We start from the raw sequence: 18,130 nt of genomic DNA on the forward strand, positions 1-18,130 counted from the left end.
TGTATTCGGCTTCCGGTCGCCGCGGATGCGTGGGCGGCCCGCTAAAGGATGGCGGCATTCCGAGCGGGCCGGTAGGGATTGCGATTCCTTGGTTCTTGCGCGGTCACCCTCCGGTCCCATTCCCGTTGCGGAATATTTTGCTCCCGTTGATTTCGGAAATTATTTAACCCGACATCTATCAGGAGGTCCCCATGTCTTTACCTCTCGGATCCACAGCCCCGGATTTCACGCAGAATTCCAGCCGGGGGAAGCTTCATTTCTACGACTACATCAACGGCAAATGGGCCATTTTCTTTTCCCATCCCGCGGATTTCACGCCGGTGTGCACCACCGAGCTGGGGATGACCGCCAAGCTCCAGCCGGAATTCGCCAAACGCAACGCCGTCGTGATCGCGCTCTCCGTGGATAGCGAACAATCGCACAAGGGATGGATCCCCGACATCGAGGAAACCCAAAATTGCAAGATCGATTTCCCCATCATCGCGGACGAGGATAAGAGCGTTTCCACCCTGTACGGAATGTTCCAGCCCACGGCGAACGACAAGTTCACGGTCCGGTCGGTGTTCTTCATCGATCCCAACAAGAAGATCCGCGCCAACATCACCTATCCCGCCTCGACGGGCCGCAATTTCCAGGAAATCCTGCGCGTGCTGGATTCCTTGCAGCTTACCGACAATTACAAGGTGGCCACTCCCGTGGATTGGAAAGACGGCCAGGACGTGGTGATCGCGCCCGCCTTGCAGGATCCGGAAGACTTGAAGAAGCGTTTCCCGAAGGGGTGGAAGGTCGTGAAACCGTACTTGCGGATGACGCCGCAGCCGAATAAGTAGCGGAGCTCTCCGCGGATAGCGAACCTTTTAATAACCAAATAAAATGGTTCTGTACCCGGCGCTACGTTCCCTTTCCGGGGGATGGGGCCTGGGTCCAGGAGGCGGAAACCTTCTCCAAATTGGCCTGCAGGCGATCCAGGATTTCCATGTTTTGCAGATAGATGTTATCGCCCTTCGGCCATCTCAGGCCTTGGAAGGCATAGGCGAGGATACGAATGCCCAGGCGGGCGTTCTCCCGGCTGCCATAGGCTTCCGCCAGGCCATCCGGGATCCTCCCGGGATTAATGGTGGCGATCCCGTTGGAGGCGAATATAAGCAGGGTCGGGATCCGTTCGTATTCCACGTGGCTTTTTTGCTTCCGGTTGGCCTCCTCGAATAGGGCCCGAAAGAAAACGACTTCGCCCCGTACCTTGGCGAGAACGTCGAGCCTGCCTTCTAACTTACGATTGCGCAGAGGGGCGAGAAGGGGAACTGCATCCTTTCCGAAGCAAGCGGTATCCGCAAGGCTATACGGATCATGGAAAAAACATCCCCGGATCGATTGGGACCCTTGCCGCTCCATGTCGTCCAAAAGCATGCTATAGTCCGCCAATACTTCCAGGTCCTTCCAATCCCGCGCTTCCGGAAAAAGCAGGATTATTCCTTCTTGCGTCCGTATGGCCTTCGCGAACATCCGCCGATATCCCTTGAGGTAGTCCATGGATTCCAAGGTGGAGGCCAAGTCCATGGCTTCGTTCTTGTCCATGCCCTCGTAATAAAGTTCATGATGATTCTTGCCGACAATGACCTTCTCGCCCCGCATATCCGGCATCAGCATCAAGGCCGCGCCATAGAAGAGGGCTTCCAACATCAAGCCGGCCAAGATGAATCGGGAAGCGGCGAAGAGGCTTTCCCTGACGGCGCCGCCATCGAGGAATTCGGTGATCTGTTCCTTTTGGTAGGCGATGAAGGCCATTTCCAGGAGGAAAGGCGGGAAAAGTTTCGCATAGGCTGGAAGATCCTTCCCGAAATACCGGTAGGTCAACCAATAGAGGAAGGGATAGTAGGCGAGAATGGCGAGGGTGCCGGATATCAGGGTTCTTCGGGCCCTATCGAATTCCTGCAATTCCAGGAAGTTCCGATGCACGATGAATAAGCCGGCGATAGGTCCCCCTGCCAGAGTAGCCAGGGAAAGTTTCGCCTCGGTGAAGAGCTTGGAAAAGCCGTAACTACGTACTTGGCCATCGGGATCGGGATCATGGGCGAGAGGCATACCGGGACTTTCGCATGGGGACGGACGCGGCGCGGCGCTGCGATCATTGCACGATAGCAATTGTTCCCGGAAAGCATCCTGGGCGGGTATCAATTCCCTATTTGCGAAGCCGTCCAATCATGCGTTTCCGGGTCGGCTTGCCCGCATGCGTTCCCGGAATGCAGGCATGACCTGCAGAAAACCGTCCGGCAGAGATGCAAAGCCCCTTTGGCGCGGAAATAGGCGGCAACGGAACAAGGCGAACCGGAGGCCGGCTCGGTAGGCCATCGCAGGCTCTCGCCCGCGCGCGCGATCGTCTCCAATGCGGATTCCGCGCTCATGCCCATCTTGGTCATGGCCCGGTAGAACGACAGGCATATGGAGGGGAACCGCAAGTTGGCGGCCCGTACCTTTACCCCTTCCGCGTCGCCGGCATCGGCTTCGAATTCCCAGAGGGATTCTTCCATCACCTGCGCGAAGGCGTCGGCGGGTAACCGGGTCTTCAGAACGGTTTCGAGGGCCAGGAAAAATGGCTTAGTCGTTTGCATACGCCAAACTCCGGATACGGGCACGAATATTGGTCGCAAAGCCCGCGCCATTCATCGAACCGGCCCGGACAACCGAAATCGGGCGCAATTGCCGGGTCGGCCCGGGAGTTGTTCCCGGACCCTTTGACACATTGGCAGCTCGATGGCGTTGCGGCATCTAAAAGCGCAAGGCGGCGAACCTATTCCTGAGCGGTGAAGTCGAGGCAAAGGCCGAGGGGTTACAGCAATTCCTCTTGGGATGGGCCGGGAGCAGGAGGGATCAATCCCAAATGGCGATAGGCGTTGGCGGTGGCCAGGCGGCCGCGGGGCGTGCGCTTCAGGAAACCGCATTGGATGAGGTAGGGTTCATAAACCTCCTCCAGGGTTTCCGTTTCTTCGCCGATGGACGCGCCCAAGGTGGAAAGGCCCACGGGGCCGCCTTCGAACTTATGGATAATCGTATTGAGGATGGTGCGGTCCATTTCGTCGAGGCCCAAGGGATCGATGCCCAGCATGTCCAAGGTTTTCTGTACGATGGCCTCGGTGACGAGGACGGTGCCCTTCACCTGGGCCACGTCGCGGCAACGGCGTAGCACGCGATTGCCCACGCGCGGCGTACCGCGGCAGCGCGCGGCCAGGAGGTCGACGCCTTCCGGGGACAGTTCGACCTTGAGGATACGGGCCGAGCGGGCGAGGATTCGTTTCATCTCGGCGACGGAATAGGTTTCCAGTCGGAAGGTCATGCCGAAGCGATCGCGCAGGGGAGAGGTCAGCATACCCGTGCGCGTGGTGGCTCCCACCAGGGTGAAGCGTTTCAAGGGCAGGTTTATGCACTTGGCCGAAGGGCCCGACTCGAGCATGATGTCGATCTTGAAATCTTCCATCGCGGGGTAGAGGAATTCCTCTATCACCCGGCTGATGCGATGGATTTCGTCGATGAAGAGGACGTCGTTCACCTCGAGATTGGTCAAGATCCCGGCCAACTCCGAAGGCTTATCCAGGGCGGGCCCCGAAGTGATCTTGAGATTCGCGCCCATTTCCTTGGCGATGATATGGGCCAAGGTGGTCTTGCCCAGGCCGGGAGGCCCGGCGAACAAAATATGGTCGATCGATTCCCTGCGGTCCCGCGCCGCCTGGAGGAACACGCCCAGGCTTTCCTTGAGCTTCTCCTGGCCGATGAAGTCGGCCAAGGTGGCCGGCCTTAGGGAGACGTCCTGTTCGGGGTCGTCGCCGAATTGCTCGGGTGCGATGATGCGTTCGGCCATGGCAACAATCTACACTTCCTGCAGCGCCCGGGTGATGAGCTGGGTGGTTCCGGCCTTCTCCCCGAGCTTCTCCATGGCCTTCTGCACGGCGGCCTGGGCCGGCCCTTCCTTGACCCCCAAGGTAATCAGGGCCTGCACCGCGTCCCGGGATGCTTCATTGTCCTTGGCGGTCGCAGGCGATCCGGTGGGAGGGCGCAAATCCATCTTGGACAAGGAGGCCCGCAAGGAGGCGACCATCACCTCGGCCGTTTTCTTGCCGATCCCTTTCAAGGCGGTAAGCGAGCTGATGTCCCCGTCGATGATCAGGCGCGCCAATTGCCAAGGAGGAAGCGCGGACAAGATCCGCAAAGCGAGGCGCGGCCCGATGCCGCTTACGCCCAGCAACTTCAGGAAAAGGGCCCGTTCCAGGTCGTCGCCGAAGCCGTACAATTCCAGCGATTCTTCCCGAACGTGAAGATAGGTGAGGAGGTTGACGGTTTCGCCTTCGGCGGGCATGGCCTCGGCGGTGCGCAGGGAAACGTCGACTCCCATGCCCACGCCGCCCACGTCGATGACCAGGCGGGCCGGCTGCTTCTGGGCCAAGCGCCCGCGGAGGAATTCGATCATGACTGGGAAATTAGAAAGATGGGGTTTATCGCCGCGCCTGGATCAGATGGCAAAAGGCGATGGCCAAGGCGTCGGCGGCATCCGATGGGGTGGGGGGCGCTTTAAGTTGCAGATGGCTCTGGATCAGGGTCGCCACCCTTTCCTTGGTGGCGTTGCCTTTCCCCACGGTCGCTTTTTTTACCAGGCTCGGGGCGTATTCCGACACGGGTATGCCCAGGCTCTGGGCCGCCACCATCACCGCCCCGCGCGCATGGCCGAGGATGAGCGCCGAGCGCGCGAACTTGGCGTGGAAGATGCTTTCCAAGGCCAGATGCGCGGGCCGGTAGGTTTCCATCAAGGACCGCAGTTCGCGGTGGATTTTCTCCAGGCGGAGGGGCAGGGGAGAGCCGTCGGTATTGCGTATGACCCCGTATTCGAGGACGCGGATGCGCTCGCCGCGCTTTTCCAGGAAGGCGTAACCCGTGCGGATGGTTCCCGGATCGACCCCGAGGACGATCATGGAGAAGAGACCGGGAGAGGTTGCCACTGGTGGTGGTCCCGCAGCTGCTGCGCTTGGGGAGGGGCCGGCGGCGGCCCCGGGCGCATGGCCGGCGAGGCCCGCCTCGGGATCAAAGATTCTCCAGCTCCTTCTGGTCGAACTCGGCATTGGTATGCACGCCCTGCACGTCGTCCTGCTCGTCCAAGGCTTCCAGGAGGGCCAACACCTTGCGGGCGTCCTCGCCGGTGACCTTGACCATGTTCTCGGCGATCTTGGAGACTTCGGCGGTTGTGGGTTTCAGGCCCTTCTTTTCCATGGCGTCCACCAGCTTATGGAAGTGCGCGGGGTCGGCGCTGATCTCGTATTCCGCTCCCGACGCATCCAAGTCTTCGGCGCCGTGTTCGGTCACCAATTCGAATAGCGCATCTTCGCCGATGGCTTCCTTAGGAAGGGTGATGATGCCCTTGGACTTGAACATCCAGCCCACCGATCCTTCGGCGCCCACGTTGCCGCCGGCCTTGCTGAAGATATGGCGGATCTCGGCGACGGTGCGGACCTTGTTGTCCGTCATGGTATCGACCATGATGGCCGTTCCTGCGGGCCCGTATCCCTCATAGGTGTTTTCCACGTACTGCACGCCCTCGAGCTCGCCGGCGCCCTTGGCCACCGCGGTCTCGATGTTCTTGGCGGGCATGTTGGCGGCCTTGGCCTTGAGCACCGCCGCGCGCAGGCGGGGGTTGCCTTCGATGTCGGAGCCGCCCATGCGGGCCGCAACGGTGATTTCACGGATGATGCGATTGAAGACCTTGGCGCGGGCCGAATCGATCTTCGCTTTCTTGCGTTTGGTTGTCGCCCATTTGCTATGGCCTGACATGGGGGTCGCTCCGGTTGGGTGGAAGATGCGGAAAGATAAAACTAATCCCGGCTCTTCGGCTTGGGCCTGGCTTCCTTGGCTGTCGCCGGGCCGGATCCCTGGCTTTTCCGATACTGATCGATGGCCTTTGCCAACCTGTCGGCGATTTGCCGCTGGCCCTTCTCCGAAGCCAGAACGCGGCGGTCCTGGTTGTTGGTGAGGAAGCCCATCTCGAACAGAACCGCCGGCATGTAGGCGCCCACCAGCACGTAGAACCCCGCCTGGCTGGCGCCCGTCTGGTACTTGGCGATAGCGTGCCCGTCGAAGGCGGACACCAAATCGCCGGCGAAGCTTTCGCTTTCCTTCGAATACAGGTTGAGCTGATGTTCCAACAGGATCCATTCCACCGGCGAGATCTCCGCCTTGCTCTTCCCGCCCTCGGCCCCGATGGCCTCGTTCTCGCGCCGGGCCAGGGCCTTGTCCTCTTCGCTTTCGCCTTCCCGCAGGATATAGGCGGTGAATCCGGAGACCTGTTGTTTATGCTTGGGCGCTCCCCCGATGGAGTTGCAATGCAGGCTGATGAAAAGGTCCCCGCCCTTCTCCGAGGCGAACTTGGGGCGATCAGGGAGGCTGATGAAGGTATCGCTTTCCCGGGTCATCAGGGCGCGGTAACCGAGCTTGGCCAGGGCGGTCTTCAGCTCCTTGGCGACCGCCAAGGTTATCTGCGCCTCGTTCACGCCGGCGATCATGGCGCCTTGGTCCTTGCCGCCATGGCCCGGATCGATGATGATGGTGGTGCCTTTCACGGCTTTGTCCTTCGCCTGCTCGACGCTATCGGCTTTGGGCTTACGGGCCGAAGGCTTGCGCACGGTCACCTGGTAGGCCAGGGTCTCGGAAGAATAGGCGACTTCCACCGTGTCGATGGGTTTGGGTATGTTCAAGGTGACCTGCACGAGTTCCTTCTCCTGCACGGTGAAGATCGATTTCACCAGGCCCGAGCCTTGCGCCTTAAGCGGGAAGCGGGGCGAAACCTGGCCGCCTTGGAACTTGAGGATGAAATGCGGCGGCACCCAAAAGCTTTCCCATTCCATGGGCCCCGCCACGCGCACCGATACCAGGGTCCCGTTGTCGCGATCCTCGGTACCGATGTCCAGGATATTGGATCCGCCCGGCAGGGCCAAAGCCTTGGGCACGGGCTTAACCTTGGCCGGAAGGGAAACGGGCTCCTCCGGCTCGGGCGCCTCGATGGGCCAGCCTTTCTGGGCGAGCAAGCGCAGCAAGGGCGGAAGCGGGAGGTAGAGGAACTCCGGGCCGCGCCGGATCGGATAGACGAGATTGGCTACTTCGTCGCCGACGTTGATGTAGGGATTATCAAGGGTGAAATACCATTTCCGGCCGGCGGAATCGGGCAGGACGAATTTCTGGCGATCGGGAACCCAGGAGCCTTCGCGGGCGAAAAGGTTTTCCAGGAATTGCGACGAGACGTAACGGATTCCCTCGAAGCTCGTATCCGGGAAGGTGCCCCCGGGCCAAGAGGAGACTCCGTTGCCGGGTTTTGGCTTGAGAACCACGTTGGCGGATGCCGCCGTTCCCAGCCACGAGCCTAAGGCCATTGCCAGGCCGATGCGAACGAAAGCGGCGAACCTCATCCGCGGTTCCGTTCCTTCAGCGCCCGGTCGATTTCGCGCTTGGCCTCTTGCTTGGCCTTATCCTTCCGCTTATCCGGCGCTTCCTTGCCCTTGCAGATGCCGATCTCGATCTTGAGTACGCTGCCTTTGAAATAGGCTTTGAGCGGGATGAGCGTGTGCCCCTTGAGGGAAGTGGCCTCGTCCATCTTCGCTATCTCGGGCTTGCGGGCCAATAGCTTGCGCTCCCGCCGGGGAAGATGATTGTTGATGTTGCCGTAGTTGTATTCGTTGACATAGGCGTTCACCAGCCACACCTCGCCTTTGCGCACCTGCGCGAACGCTTCGGCCAGCTCGAGCTTACCCTCGCGGATTGATTTCACTTCGGTTCCGCGGAGCGCGATGCCGCATTCGAAGCTGTCGAGCACGTGGTAATGGTGGCGGGCAGCCCGATTATGGATTTCCGGCGCATTCGGGCGATTCATGGATTGAATCTAATAAGTCGGGATACGGCGGCGAATCATTTCCCGCCGAAGCGTCGTGACGGCCTTATTCGGAGGCTTTGCCGTCCTCGCCGTCCGAGTTCAATACGTTCTTCAGTTCCTTGCTGGCTTCGAAAATCGGCTTGAGCCCCGCGTCGATGTGGACCATTTCGCCCGTTCTGGGATTGCGGGCGGTGCGGGCTTTCTTCTCTTTCACCTTGAAGCGGCCGAAGCCGCGGATCTCGATGTTCTTGCCTTGGACCAAGGACTTGGCGATGGCGTCCAGGAAGCATTCGACGATGATCTTGGTATCCACCTGGGTCAACCCGGTGCGAGCCGCGATCTCATCCACTATGTCTTTCTTGGTGACGTTCCCCATAGCGCTCCTGTGGTCCGTAACAGAAGGTATAATAACACTTTAGGAATAAGCGAGCAAGACCGTTCCCGGGAATTTTCGGCAAAGTGGCAAGGTTACGTGGGTTTTGCCGAGCGACATCGGAACCTTCATTCCCGCGAAGGCGGATGGCGTGTAAACCCAGCCGGCACTCGCGTGGAACCGTTCCGCGCCACGGGGCGGGGCGGTTCCCTGATTCCCATTCGTCTTCAAGACATGCGGCGCAGTTTGGAAAGCACGATCTTGTTCAAGGGATCTAGTTCGTATGCCTTATTGAGATAGGCCCGCGCCCGCTCCCGTTGCTTCAGGTTCTCGTAAGCCAGGGAAAGTTGCACCAAGGTCGGCACATGCCGGGAATCGAGGCGTAACGCGGCTTCCAGGTGGCGGATGGCTTCCTTGTATTGGCCGTTGCCGATCAGCAAGACGCCCACGCGGTAACGGGCCTGGGCATGCTCGGGGTTCAGGTCGATCGCCTTCAGGTAGCATTCCATGGCGGCGGCCCGGAAACGTCGCACGGCTTCGGAGTTGGTTTCTTCATTGGCGTTGCCGAGCAGCAGTTCGCCCAGGTTATACCATGTATTGTAATCGGATTGGTTTCGCGCCAGCTCGAGCCGGTACGATTTCTCGGCCGCGATCATTTTGCCGAGATGGTATTGGGCCATGCCCAATTGGCCCAGGGCCTTGACGTTCTCCGGGTCCAGTTTCACGACCTTGGCGAAGGCGGTTTCCGCATCCTTGAAATCGCCTTCTAGCTGGGCCTTCCGGCCCATCAGGTAAAGCGCCGGCGCATAGTCGGGCTTGAGTTTGAGCGCCGCCGCCAGGGCGTCGCCGTAGCCTTTGGCGGCCGGTCCTGCTTCCACTTGCATGGTACCCAGCTCGACCAGCATTGCGAGATCGCCGGGATGCCGCTTCAGAGCAGCTTCCGCCGATCGCATCGCCGGCTCGACCTGTCCCATGCGGTATTGCGCTTCCACGGACTGCACCCGGGCGCGCATGTTCTCGGGTTCCAGGCCGACGAGTTGGCTCGCGAACCAGAAGGCTTCGGCATAGTTCGCCGTTCCCAGGAAAACCTTGGCGGCCAGCGCCAGCAATGTCGCTTCATGGGTAGGGACGCGCATCACCCGTCGCAGCGGCGTTACGGCTTCTTCCAACTCGCCGGCCCCGGCGCGGAGTTCGGCCACTTGGCGCAAGGCGGCCATTTCATCCCTGGAGGGCCACATCTGCGGATCATTTTCGGCGGCGGGCGCTTCCGACATGGCGGCCTTCCCCTCGGGGGCTTCCGACACCGGCGCTTCCTTGGCTTTCGTTGCGGGAGATCCTTCGGCATTCGCCTGTGATGCCGGGACCCCCGTTAACTCGCCCTTCTCATCCGTAGCCGCAACCGCGTTCGACTTGGCCTCGGTCTTGGCGGAATCAGCCGTGTGTTTGTCCTTGAGGCAAAAAATGGCCACCCCCGCCCCGAGCCACATGGCCGCCGAGAGGCCCAAGATGATCGGAACCAGTTTCTTGCCCGATGAACCCTTGTCGGAAATCCTTTTCCAGACTTTGTCCAGCATGATGCTTCTCCCGGCGGCATCGCCGGGAAAGCGGGCCGCGCCGGGCCGCGTCCTTGCGGCCCCGAACCCATCATAGGGGGCGGCGGCCGTGGCAGCAAGTCCAGGCGGGAGGCGGGATTCGAAGGGAAGGGTGGGGGAGGACTACAGCTTCCGCTGCAGTTATTCTTCCGGGCCGGCCAACGTTTGGGGAGCCTGGGGATCTTGGAAGAATTTGGGGCGGGGCGAGGCCAAGCGTTGGAAATTACCTGAGCGATTCACCTCGTAGAGAAGCAGGGACAGGGCGACGCTGGCATTATAGGAATGGGCCCCGGGGGCCATGGGCAGGCGCACCACGTAAGTACAAGCCCGGCGGATATGCGGCGGGATGCCGCGATCCTCGCCGCCCACCACCAGGACCAGCGGGCCTTCATAGCGCCCCATATGGGCTTCCACTTCGCCGTCTTCTTCCAGGCCCACGATGGCGTAACCTTCGTTACGCAAAGACTTGAGCTCTTTCTCGATATCGGTCACCTGGCAAATGGCGATGGATTCCAACGCGCCCGCGGCCGTCTTGGCCACCGAAGGGGTAAGACCCGCGCCGCCCTTGTTGTGGGCCAGGATGGCGTCCGCCCCGAGAGCTACGGCCGAACGGATGCAAGCGCCCAGGTTGCGCGGATCTTCCATGGCGGCGGGCACCACGATGAGGGGGGCGTAACCGGCGCGTTTCGCTGCCACCAGCTCCTTCTTCACCTCGGCCCAATCGTCGTACGCGCGGGTATTGCAAAAGGCGAGCACGCCTTGGTGGACGCCGTTGAACCATTGGTCCAGGCGCGGCTTGGGCAATTGATGGATACGGATCCCATGCTCTTCGGCGCGGCGTTGCAAGTCGTGCAGCTTGGCGTTCTTGGTGCCGAGCTGGAACACGAGATGGTTCACCTTGGCGGGGGAAGCGCGGAGCAAAGCGTCGACGGCATGCAGGCCCGCGACGATGGATGAGGAATCGACTTTGGACATAGGGGAGGCCGGGAGGGCCGGCTAGCGGCCTGCGGCCACGGGATGAGCCGCGTGCTTCTTGATCTCGGCGATGAACTCCTCGAACAGGTAATGGGAGTCCTTGGGGCCAGGCGATGCTTCCGGATGGTACTGCACCGAGTAGGCGGGCGAGTTCTTGAGACGCAGGCCCGCCACGGTCTTATCGTTGAGATTGATATGAGTCACTTCGACTGCGTTGGAATCGAGGCTGGCGGGATCGACCGCGTAGCCATGGTTCTGCGAGGTGATTTCCACCTTGCCGGTGCGGAGATCCTTGACGGGATGATTCGCGCCGCGATGGCCGAACTTGAGCTTGAAGGTCTTGCCGCCGACCGAGCGCGCCAACAACTGATGTCCCAGGCAGATCCCGAACAGGGGTTTCCCCGCGGGCAAGAGCGCCTTGATGGTATCCACCGCGTAGTCCAGCACGGCGGGGTCGCCCGGGCCGTTCGACAAGAAGATCCCGTCGGGATTGCAGGCCAGGATTTCCTCGGCCTTGGCGTCGGCCGGGAAACGCAAAACCGTGGCGCCCTGGGTCTCGAGCTTGCGGAGGATATTGTACTTGGCGCCGTAATCGATGGCCGCGATGGTGAATTTCCGTTGGCGCTCGGGAGAGGGCCGGAAGCTCAAGGCGCTTTCGCGGCCATGCCATTCCTCCCGCTTGCCGATGGTCACCTGGCGAACGAAGTCGAACTCCCCGAAAGGCCGAACCGCCTTGGCCTTCGCCAGGGCCGTCGCGACGTCCACGTTCCCGACCATGATGACGCCGTTCTTGGCGCCGGTCTCGCGCAGGATGCGCGTCAAACGACGCGTATCGATCCCCATGATGCCGGGGATGCCGTTCTTCTTGAGGTACTCAGAGAGCGACCAGGGATGCTTATCCTTGGCTTCGTCGGCGCGCCAATTGGACGGGTATTCGCAACAGTTCTTGACCACCAATCCCGAGACCTGGATCTGCTTCGACTCCACGTCCTCGGGGTTGATGCCGTAATTGCCGATCTCCGGATAGGTCAAGGTGACGATCTGGCCGGCATAGGAAGGATCGGTGAGGATCTCCTGATAACCGGTCATGGAGGTGTTGAAGCAAACTTCCCCCGCGCCGTCCTTTTCGGCGCCGAAGGATTCCCCTTCGAAATAGTTCCCGTCTTCCAGGGCGAGAATGGCTTTCATGTTTTTCCTTCAGACCACTTCGATTCGGGGCGCCGAGAAGACCTGCGTCCGCTGGTCCGTGACCACGGCGTCCATGGTTTGATCGTGCGCGTCCAAAGGTAGGTTTTTCTCGGTGATTTGTACGTCGTAGGCCAGCCCGGCCTTAAAGCCCCGGAAGCCGGCGAGATAGCGATCCTAGAACCCCTTCCCTTTGCCCAAGCGGCCGCCCCGGAGGTCGAAGGCGAGCCCCGGGGCCAGGATCAGATCGGGCTTGGGAGGCTCGCCGGTACGGGCGGCGGGGACGGGTTCCCGAATTCCAAACCTCCCCTCGGCCAAGTCCTTCTCCAAATCCTTCACCGGCGCGAAGGCCATGGCGGCCTCCTTGCCTTCCCCATGGACATACGGCAGCAACAGGACCTTGCCTTCCGAAAGGATGCGGCGGAGCAGGGGTTCGGTATCGATCTCGGTGAGCTCGGATGCGAAGCAAGCCACCGTCCCGGCGTTCTTATAGGTTTGCCAATCGGCGACCCGGACGGCCAATGCCTCCGCGGCGCGCGCGCGATCCGTCGCCGGCAGCAGGGCGATCCGATCCTTGGCCCAACCCCGCAACGATGCCTTGTCCATGCCGACCTTCATCTGCTTTTCGATCGCTTCGGCTTCGATGGTGATGGTTTCCAGTTGGGCGCGCACCTGGGATTGGATTTCCAGGGCCTTGCGCTTGAACTTGCCGAACTCGCGCATGACCCGGCCCAACTCCTTGGGCTTGACCAGAACCACCGCCAGGGCCAGCACTACGCCCACTTCGCCGATGCCGAGGGAATCGAAAATCATGCGGTCTCCTCTTCCGCCTTCTTCTGCGCCACGGCCGCGATCCCGATGGAGATCAGGTAGAGCAGGCACAAAGGCACGGCCATCAGGCATTGCGAGACGGGATCAGGCCCGGGGGTCAAGAAGGCCGCCACCACGAAGATGAGCACGATGGCATAGCGGAAGAATCCCCACATGCCCTTGGCGGTGATGAGGCCCATGGAGGCGAGCACGTAGGAAACCACCGGGAGCTCGAAGATGAGCCCGAAGGCCAGCATGAACTGGCTCATGAATCCCATGAATTCGTCCTGGCGCCAGTTCTGCGCGATGGCGCCGTTGGTGTAGGTGGCCAGGAAGGCCAGGCCCGCCGGCAGCACGGCGAAATAGGCGAAGGCGGCTCCCACCCCGAACATGATGACGGACGATCCGAAGGCGATGGCGAATACCTTGCGTTCCTTTTGGAAAAGGCCCGGCGCCAGGAAGCGCCAAACGTGCCACATGGTCCAGGGGATGGAGATAATGACCCCCGAGATGAGGGACATCTTGATGCTGGTCATGAAGGTTTCCATCGGCGAGGTCGCGATGAATATCACCTTCAGATGTTGCTTGGTAAGCGGATAGGCCAAGGCCGCCCAGAGGCGCTCCCAATAGCCGTAGCAAACGGAGGCCGCGATGCCCACGCCGATCATGATGCGGATCAGGCGGGAGCGGAGCTCCGTGATATGATCCCAGAATGTGGTTTCGGGCGCCAACGTTGGGGAAGCGGGGAAAGAGGGAAGGACCCGGCGGGGAGCCGGCGCCCGTCAGGTCTTCGGCTTGTCCTGGGTGTCCGGATTCGCGAGGGGTTTGACTTCGGCCTTGGCTTCTTCTTCGCCGGCCATGGAGGATTTGAAATCGCGGATGCCTTTGCCGAGGCCCTTGGCGATTTCTGGGATCTTCTTCCCGCCGAAAAGCAGGATGACGATCAGGAAAATGATGAGAAGTTCCATGGGACCAAGTCGACCGAACATTGTAACCTCCGGGTGACCCGCAGAGCGGCGCCTACGGAAGTATACTAAATGCCCGCCAGGCATGTCTGCCAGGGGAATCCGGCGCCAAAATGCCGTCGGGGGATTTTGGCAAATTAGCGGCGAGCAACCGCTAATGGTTTACCGAATCGCCATCGGAGTTAATCGCATGAACTCCGATGGGTCCCTTTTTTAATCCGGCTTCGCGTCCTCGGGCTTGAGCCAGGGTTCCAAAAGCAAATCCTCCTGCCATTTCATCCATTTCGCGGCGGCGATCATTTTCGGCCGGGAGGTGCAGCCGGTCAGGGCCACGGCGGTCAGGGTGGACTTGGTGGCGAGCAGGGAGGGATCCATTTGCAATTCGGCGGCGATCCTGTCCCGCACTTCCTTCAAGCGTCCGAGCACGGCCGAACTCGGGCTGACTACGGGCTTGCGCGGCGGGCGCAGGGGTTGCGGCCACGCGGCTTCGGGCGAATCCAAGGCCTGCCGGAAGGCATCCAGGAAGCCGGCCTTGATCTCCGGATTGAGGCGCGAGGGGAGGGAGGGTACCTGCTCCGGTTCCCCCGAGGGCGGCACGGCCATCGCGAAGCGGAGCAAGATATCCGACGGCAGGATTTTATAACTGGGCAGATCGGTTTTCTGCGCGATGAAGTCGCGATACTTCCATAGCGACTGCAGGGCCGCCAATTGCCGGGGATAAAGCTTGGAAGAGCCGTCGATCCGCCACGTGTTCTCCAGATCCACTTCCTTCGATTTGGCCGTGGCCTTCACCAGTTCGCGGCAGGTTTCCACGTGCCAATCCAAGCGCTGCTTCGCCGTTAGCTCATCGGTGAGCGCTTGATGCAGGCCCGGGAGGAAGAAGGTGTCCTGGGCGCCGTACTGGAGCATAAGCGGCGGCAACGGGCGCTGCGACCAATCCGCTTTTTGCTGATCCTTCTTCAGCGTGACGCCGAAGAAGGCATGTACCAAGGCCGCCAGACCGAAAGCGGGCTTGCCCAACAATTGCGCCGCCAACATGGTATCGAAAATCCTGTAGGGGCGGAAGCCATGCTGCTGGTAGAGCATGCGCAAATCGTAATCGGCGCCGTGAAGGACGAGGATCTTTTCCGAGAGCGCCGCGAGGAACCCGTCCAGCTTAATGTCCCCATTCAGCGGATCCACCAGATAGCAGGTCTCGCCGACCAGGATCTGGATGAGGCAGATCTTGGCGAAATAGTGGTGCATGCTGTCGGCTTCGAGGTCGAGGTATACCGTCTCGACTCCGCGCATGGCCTTGATCAGTTTGCCTAGGCCCACGTCGGTATCGACGTATTCGATGGGAAAGCTGGGTTGGGCGAGGAGGTTGGGTTCGGTCAATGGATGCAGCGCTTTGCGGAAAGGGGAGGGCGGAAGATATATCTCGCCGACGGATAAGGGGTTATGTGATTTTCCATGATTCGGCTTCAAACATGAAATTAGAAAAAAGTGCTACTTTTGGGTTCTCGCGAAATGGCGATGGCGCCGATGGGCGCGGATTCGCTCGGCAAACAAAGGGTACTCATGGCTTTACGGGCTTTAACGGGCATCAAACCTACGGGAGAACCCCATGTGGGCAATTGGCTGGGAGCCATCAAACCCGCCCTGGCTTTGGCTTCCACATACGAAACCTATTACTTCATCGCCGATTACCATGCGCTCAACGCCGTCTACGATCCGGAAGCCTTGCGCAAGCATACCTACTCCATCGCCGCGACCTATCTGGCCTTCGGACTTGATCCGGAGAAATCGGTCTTTTACCGTCAAAGCGAGATTCCGGAGGTCTTCGAACTGTCCTGGATCCTGGCCTGCTTCGCGGGCAAGGGGCTGATGAACCGGGCGCATTCGTACAAGGACGCGGTTGCCAAGAACGTCGACGCCCAAAAGGATCCGGATCATAACATCAACATGGGCTTGTATACCTACCCCATCCTGATGGCCGCCGATATCCTGATTTTCTCCGCCCATGTGGTGCCCGTGGGCGCCGATCAGAAGCAACACGTGGAAATCGCCCGCGACATCGCCGAGCGCATCAACCACAATTACGAGTCGGAACTGTTCACCTTGCCCCAGCCGAAAATCGAAGAGCAGGTGAAAACCATCGTCGGGCTGGACGGACGCAAGATGAGCAAGAGCTACGGGAACACCATCCCGCTCTTCCTCGAGGAGAAGGCGCTGCAGAAGCGCATCAATCAGATCGTCACCAATAGCCAAGAGCCCACGGAGCCGAAAGATCCGGAGCAAAGCCATATCTTCGCGCTGCATCGGCTGTTGCTTTCCGATTCCGAAACCCAGGCCCTACGCGCTAAATACCAGGCCGGGGGCATGGGCTGGGGCCAGGCCAAGAAGGATTATTTCGAAGCCTTGAACGCCCAGCTCAAGGGCCCGCGCGAGGAATACCGCCGCTGGATGGCGGATCCCGCCGCCCTGCAGGCCGTGCTGGCGAAAGGCCGGGACCGGGCCCGCGCCGCGGCTTCGGTATTTTTGGATCGTATTAGATCTACCATCGGCATCGCGCCGCGCTGACGCGGCCGGTTGCCTCGAGCTTGGAGGATTCCCATGAGTTTCGTGCTACCTACCGGCGCCCATGCGCCCGCATTCGATCTGCCCGGCTCCGATGGACGCCGCCATGGCTTTCCGGACATCCAGGGCCGCAACGGCGCCTTGATATTCTTCACCTGCAACCACTGCCCGTACGTGGTCGGCAGCGAAGACCGCATGAAGGCGCTCTTCGATCGCATCCAGCCCATGGGGATTTCCATGGTGGCCGTCCATTCCAACGAAACCAAGGATCATCCTAGCGACAGCTGGGACGCCGTCCTGATCCGGATGCGGGAAAAGGGATTCCGTTGGCTGTCCCTCCACGATGAGGAACAACTGGTGGCCAAGGCCTTCGGGGCCGAGCGCACCCCGCATTATTTCCTATTCGGCAAGGACGGGCGGCTCGCGTATTCGGGCCGGCAGGACAACAGCCCGCGGGACGCCTCCAAGGCGGAGACCCATGAACTCGACGATGCCATCGCGGACATGCTGGCCGGACGTCCCATCGCCGTGGAACGCACCGATGCCATCGGTTGCAACATCAAATGGTGGGACAAGGAAAAGCATTGGATGCCGGGCGATGCCTGCGACTTGGATTACTTGTACCAGCGCGGGACGGCCGATAAGGCCTGACAAGTCCGCCCTTGGGCGGCGGAGAGCGGAACATGCCGGAGCGCAAGCATCCTTATCGCGTCCGCATGGAAGCGAACCCGGAAAACCGGTTCGAATCCATGCGGGTGGAGTGGGAGGACGGGGTCGAACTGCCCCAGGCGCTGCGCATCCATAAGGAAATCGCCCGCAGCATCGTCTCCGAAAACGACAGCCCCGACATCCCCTTCCGCTACAGCGTGAATCCCTACCGGGGTTGCGCTCATGCCTGCGCCTACTGCTATGCCCGACCGAGCCATGAGTACCTGGGGCTCGGGGCCGGCACCGATTTCGATACGCAGATCTACGCCAAGATCAACGCGGCGGAGCTGCTTCGGAAGAAGCTGGCTTCCGGGAATTGGGAGCGGGAGCCCATAACCTTCTCCGGCGTTACCGACTGTTATCAACCGGCCGAAAGCCAACTCAAGTTGACCCGCGCTTGCCTGGAGGTCTGCCTGGAATTCCGGCAGCCGGTCTCGCTCATCACCAAATCGACCTTGGTGCTGCGCGATTTGGATCTGCTAACCGAGCTTAGCAAGGCCGCCGGGGTGGGCGTGGTATTGTCCATCCCGTTCGCCGATGACGCCACGGCGCGCCTGGTCGAGCCCTTCGCGGCGCCGCCCTCCCTCCGATTCAAGGCATTGGAAAAAATGAGCTCAGCCGGCCTGCGCACCGGCATCTCCCTGGGGCCCATCATTCCGGGCCTCAACGATAGCGATATCCCGGCCTTGCTGGCGCGGGCCAAGGCGGCGGGAGCCGCATTCGCTTTCTACGTCATGCTGCGGCTTCCGGGGGCGACCCGGGAAGTGTTCCTGGAGCGCATCCGCGAGAAGCTGCCGGAGCGCGCGGGCAAAATCGAGCATCACGTACGCGAAGTGCGCGGTGGCGGGCTTTATGATACGGAATGGGGCGCGCGCATGTCGGGGACGGGGAACATGGCCGACATGGTCGACAAGCTTTTCCGCATCCACGCGCGTAAATGCGGTTTGGAGGCGGGTGAGTCGTTGGAACGCCTGAAGCTCCCCGCGGCGCCGCAGGCGCCCACGATACTTAAATCCCCCAAGGCCGGGTCCGCCCAATTGGATCTGTTCTCCGCTTGAAACCT

General features: G+C 60.9%; 21 protein-coding genes. 4 read left to right on the plus strand and 17 right to left on the minus strand.

Features of this window, described 5'->3' with window-relative positions:
• Positions 1-191 precede the first annotated feature (191 nt).
• On the plus strand, positions 192-830 hold the full coding sequence (locus JF616_16175; protein MBW8889292.1) for a peroxiredoxin: 639 nt from the start codon (positions 192-194) through the stop codon (positions 828-830).
• 61 nt (positions 831-891) lie between these two features.
• Here JF616_16175 and JF616_16180 read toward each other — a convergent pair whose 3' ends face one another.
• From JF616_16180 to JF616_16260, 17 genes are all read right to left on the minus strand, one after another.
• Entirely contained in the window at positions 892-2,082 is a 1,191-nt protein-coding gene (locus tag JF616_16180; GenBank protein ID MBW8889293.1) for a hypothetical protein, read from the minus strand.
• 89 nt (positions 2,083-2,171) lie between these two features.
• Positions 2,172-2,609 carry a hypothetical protein gene (locus JF616_16185; protein MBW8889294.1) on the minus strand — a complete coding sequence of 146 codons (438 nt, stop codon included), beginning with the start codon at positions 2,607-2,609 and terminating at the stop codon, positions 2,172-2,174.
• Between the two features lie 218 nt (positions 2,610-2,827).
• Positions 2,828-3,853 (minus strand): Holliday junction branch migration DNA helicase RuvB, encoded by a 1,026-nt coding sequence (ruvB, locus tag JF616_16190; GenBank protein MBW8889295.1) that lies wholly within the window; start codon positions 3,851-3,853, stop codon positions 2,828-2,830.
• A gap of 9 nt (positions 3,854-3,862) precedes the next feature.
• Positions 3,863-4,459, minus strand: coding sequence for a Holliday junction branch migration protein RuvA (gene ruvA / locus JF616_16195; protein MBW8889296.1), 597 nt, complete (start codon positions 4,457-4,459; stop codon positions 3,863-3,865).
• Positions 4,460-4,484: 25 nt separating this feature from the next.
• Positions 4,485-4,985, minus strand: a complete 501-nt coding sequence (ruvC, locus tag JF616_16200) for a crossover junction endodeoxyribonuclease RuvC (GenBank protein ID MBW8889297.1) — start codon at positions 4,983-4,985, stop codon at positions 4,485-4,487.
• A gap of 82 nt (positions 4,986-5,067) precedes the next feature.
• Entirely contained in the window at positions 5,068-5,811 is a 744-nt protein-coding gene (locus JF616_16205; protein MBW8889298.1) for a YebC/PmpR family DNA-binding transcriptional regulator, read from the minus strand.
• Between the two features lie 41 nt (positions 5,812-5,852).
• Positions 5,853-7,439 (minus strand): N-acetylmuramoyl-L-alanine amidase, encoded by a 1,587-nt coding sequence (locus tag JF616_16210; protein MBW8889299.1) that lies wholly within the window; start codon positions 7,437-7,439, stop codon positions 5,853-5,855.
• A complete protein-coding gene (gene smpB, locus JF616_16215; protein ID MBW8889300.1) occupies positions 7,436-7,900 on the minus strand; it encodes an SsrA-binding protein SmpB in 465 nt (154 codons plus the stop codon). Before smpB ends, JF616_16210 begins: the two co-directional genes overlap by 4 nt.
• Positions 7,901-7,964: 64 nt before the next feature.
• Entirely contained in the window at positions 7,965-8,276 is a 312-nt protein-coding gene (locus JF616_16220) for an integration host factor subunit beta (GenBank protein ID MBW8889301.1), read from the minus strand.
• A gap of 224 nt (positions 8,277-8,500) precedes the next feature.
• Entirely contained in the window at positions 8,501-9,847 is a 1,347-nt protein-coding gene (locus JF616_16225) for a tetratricopeptide repeat protein (protein MBW8889302.1), read from the minus strand.
• A 159-nt stretch (positions 9,848-10,006) separates the two neighbouring features.
• Complete coding sequence (locus JF616_16230) at positions 10,007-10,840, minus strand: RNA methyltransferase (protein MBW8889303.1); 834 nt, start codon at positions 10,838-10,840, stop codon at positions 10,007-10,009.
• Between the two features lie 21 nt (positions 10,841-10,861).
• Positions 10,862-12,028: a glutamine-hydrolyzing carbamoyl-phosphate synthase small subunit gene (gene carA, locus JF616_16235; protein MBW8889304.1), complete on the minus strand. Its 1,167-nt coding sequence runs from the start codon at positions 12,026-12,028 to the stop codon at positions 10,862-10,864.
• Between the two features lie 9 nt (positions 12,029-12,037).
• The gene (locus JF616_16240; GenBank protein MBW8889305.1) at positions 12,038-12,163 is read right to left on the minus strand and encodes a hypothetical protein; all 126 of its coding nucleotides are present in this window, start codon (positions 12,161-12,163) and stop codon (positions 12,038-12,040) included.
• Positions 12,164-12,202: 39 nt separating this feature from the next.
• Positions 12,203-12,838, minus strand: a complete 636-nt coding sequence (locus tag JF616_16245; protein MBW8889306.1) for a 5-formyltetrahydrofolate cyclo-ligase — start codon at positions 12,836-12,838, stop codon at positions 12,203-12,205.
• A complete protein-coding gene (gene tatC / locus JF616_16250) occupies positions 12,835-13,566 on the minus strand; it encodes a twin-arginine translocase subunit TatC (protein ID MBW8889307.1) in 732 nt (243 codons plus the stop codon). The genes JF616_16245 and tatC overlap by 4 nt, the downstream gene beginning before the upstream one ends.
• Positions 13,567-13,617: 51 nt before the next feature.
• Positions 13,618-13,824 (minus strand): twin-arginine translocase TatA/TatE family subunit, encoded by a 207-nt coding sequence (gene tatA, locus JF616_16255; GenBank protein ID MBW8889308.1) that lies wholly within the window; start codon positions 13,822-13,824, stop codon positions 13,618-13,620.
• A 189-nt stretch (positions 13,825-14,013) separates the two neighbouring features.
• Positions 14,014-15,177 (minus strand): hypothetical protein, encoded by a 1,164-nt coding sequence (locus JF616_16260; protein ID MBW8889309.1) that lies wholly within the window; start codon positions 15,175-15,177, stop codon positions 14,014-14,016.
• 183 nt (positions 15,178-15,360) lie between these two features.
• Between JF616_16260 and trpS the strand changes: the two genes are divergently transcribed.
• The 3 genes from trpS (at position 15,361) to JF616_16275 (ending at position 18,125) form a co-directional block, all read left to right on the plus strand.
• The gene (trpS, locus tag JF616_16265) at positions 15,361-16,362 is read left to right on the plus strand and encodes a tryptophan--tRNA ligase (protein ID MBW8889310.1); all 1,002 of its coding nucleotides are present in this window, start codon (positions 15,361-15,363) and stop codon (positions 16,360-16,362) included.
• A gap of 33 nt (positions 16,363-16,395) precedes the next feature.
• Positions 16,396-17,010, plus strand: coding sequence for a thioredoxin family protein (locus tag JF616_16270; GenBank protein MBW8889311.1), 615 nt, complete (start codon positions 16,396-16,398; stop codon positions 17,008-17,010).
• A gap of 65 nt (positions 17,011-17,075) precedes the next feature.
• On the plus strand, positions 17,076-18,125 hold the full coding sequence (locus tag JF616_16275; GenBank protein MBW8889312.1) for a PA0069 family radical SAM protein: 1,050 nt from the start codon (positions 17,076-17,078) through the stop codon (positions 18,123-18,125).
• Positions 18,126-18,130: the final 5 nt, after the last annotated feature.

This window comes from Fibrobacterota bacterium (genome assembly GCA_019509785.1).
Classification (GTDB): Bacteria; Fibrobacterota; Fibrobacteria; order UBA11236; family UBA11236; genus Chersky-265.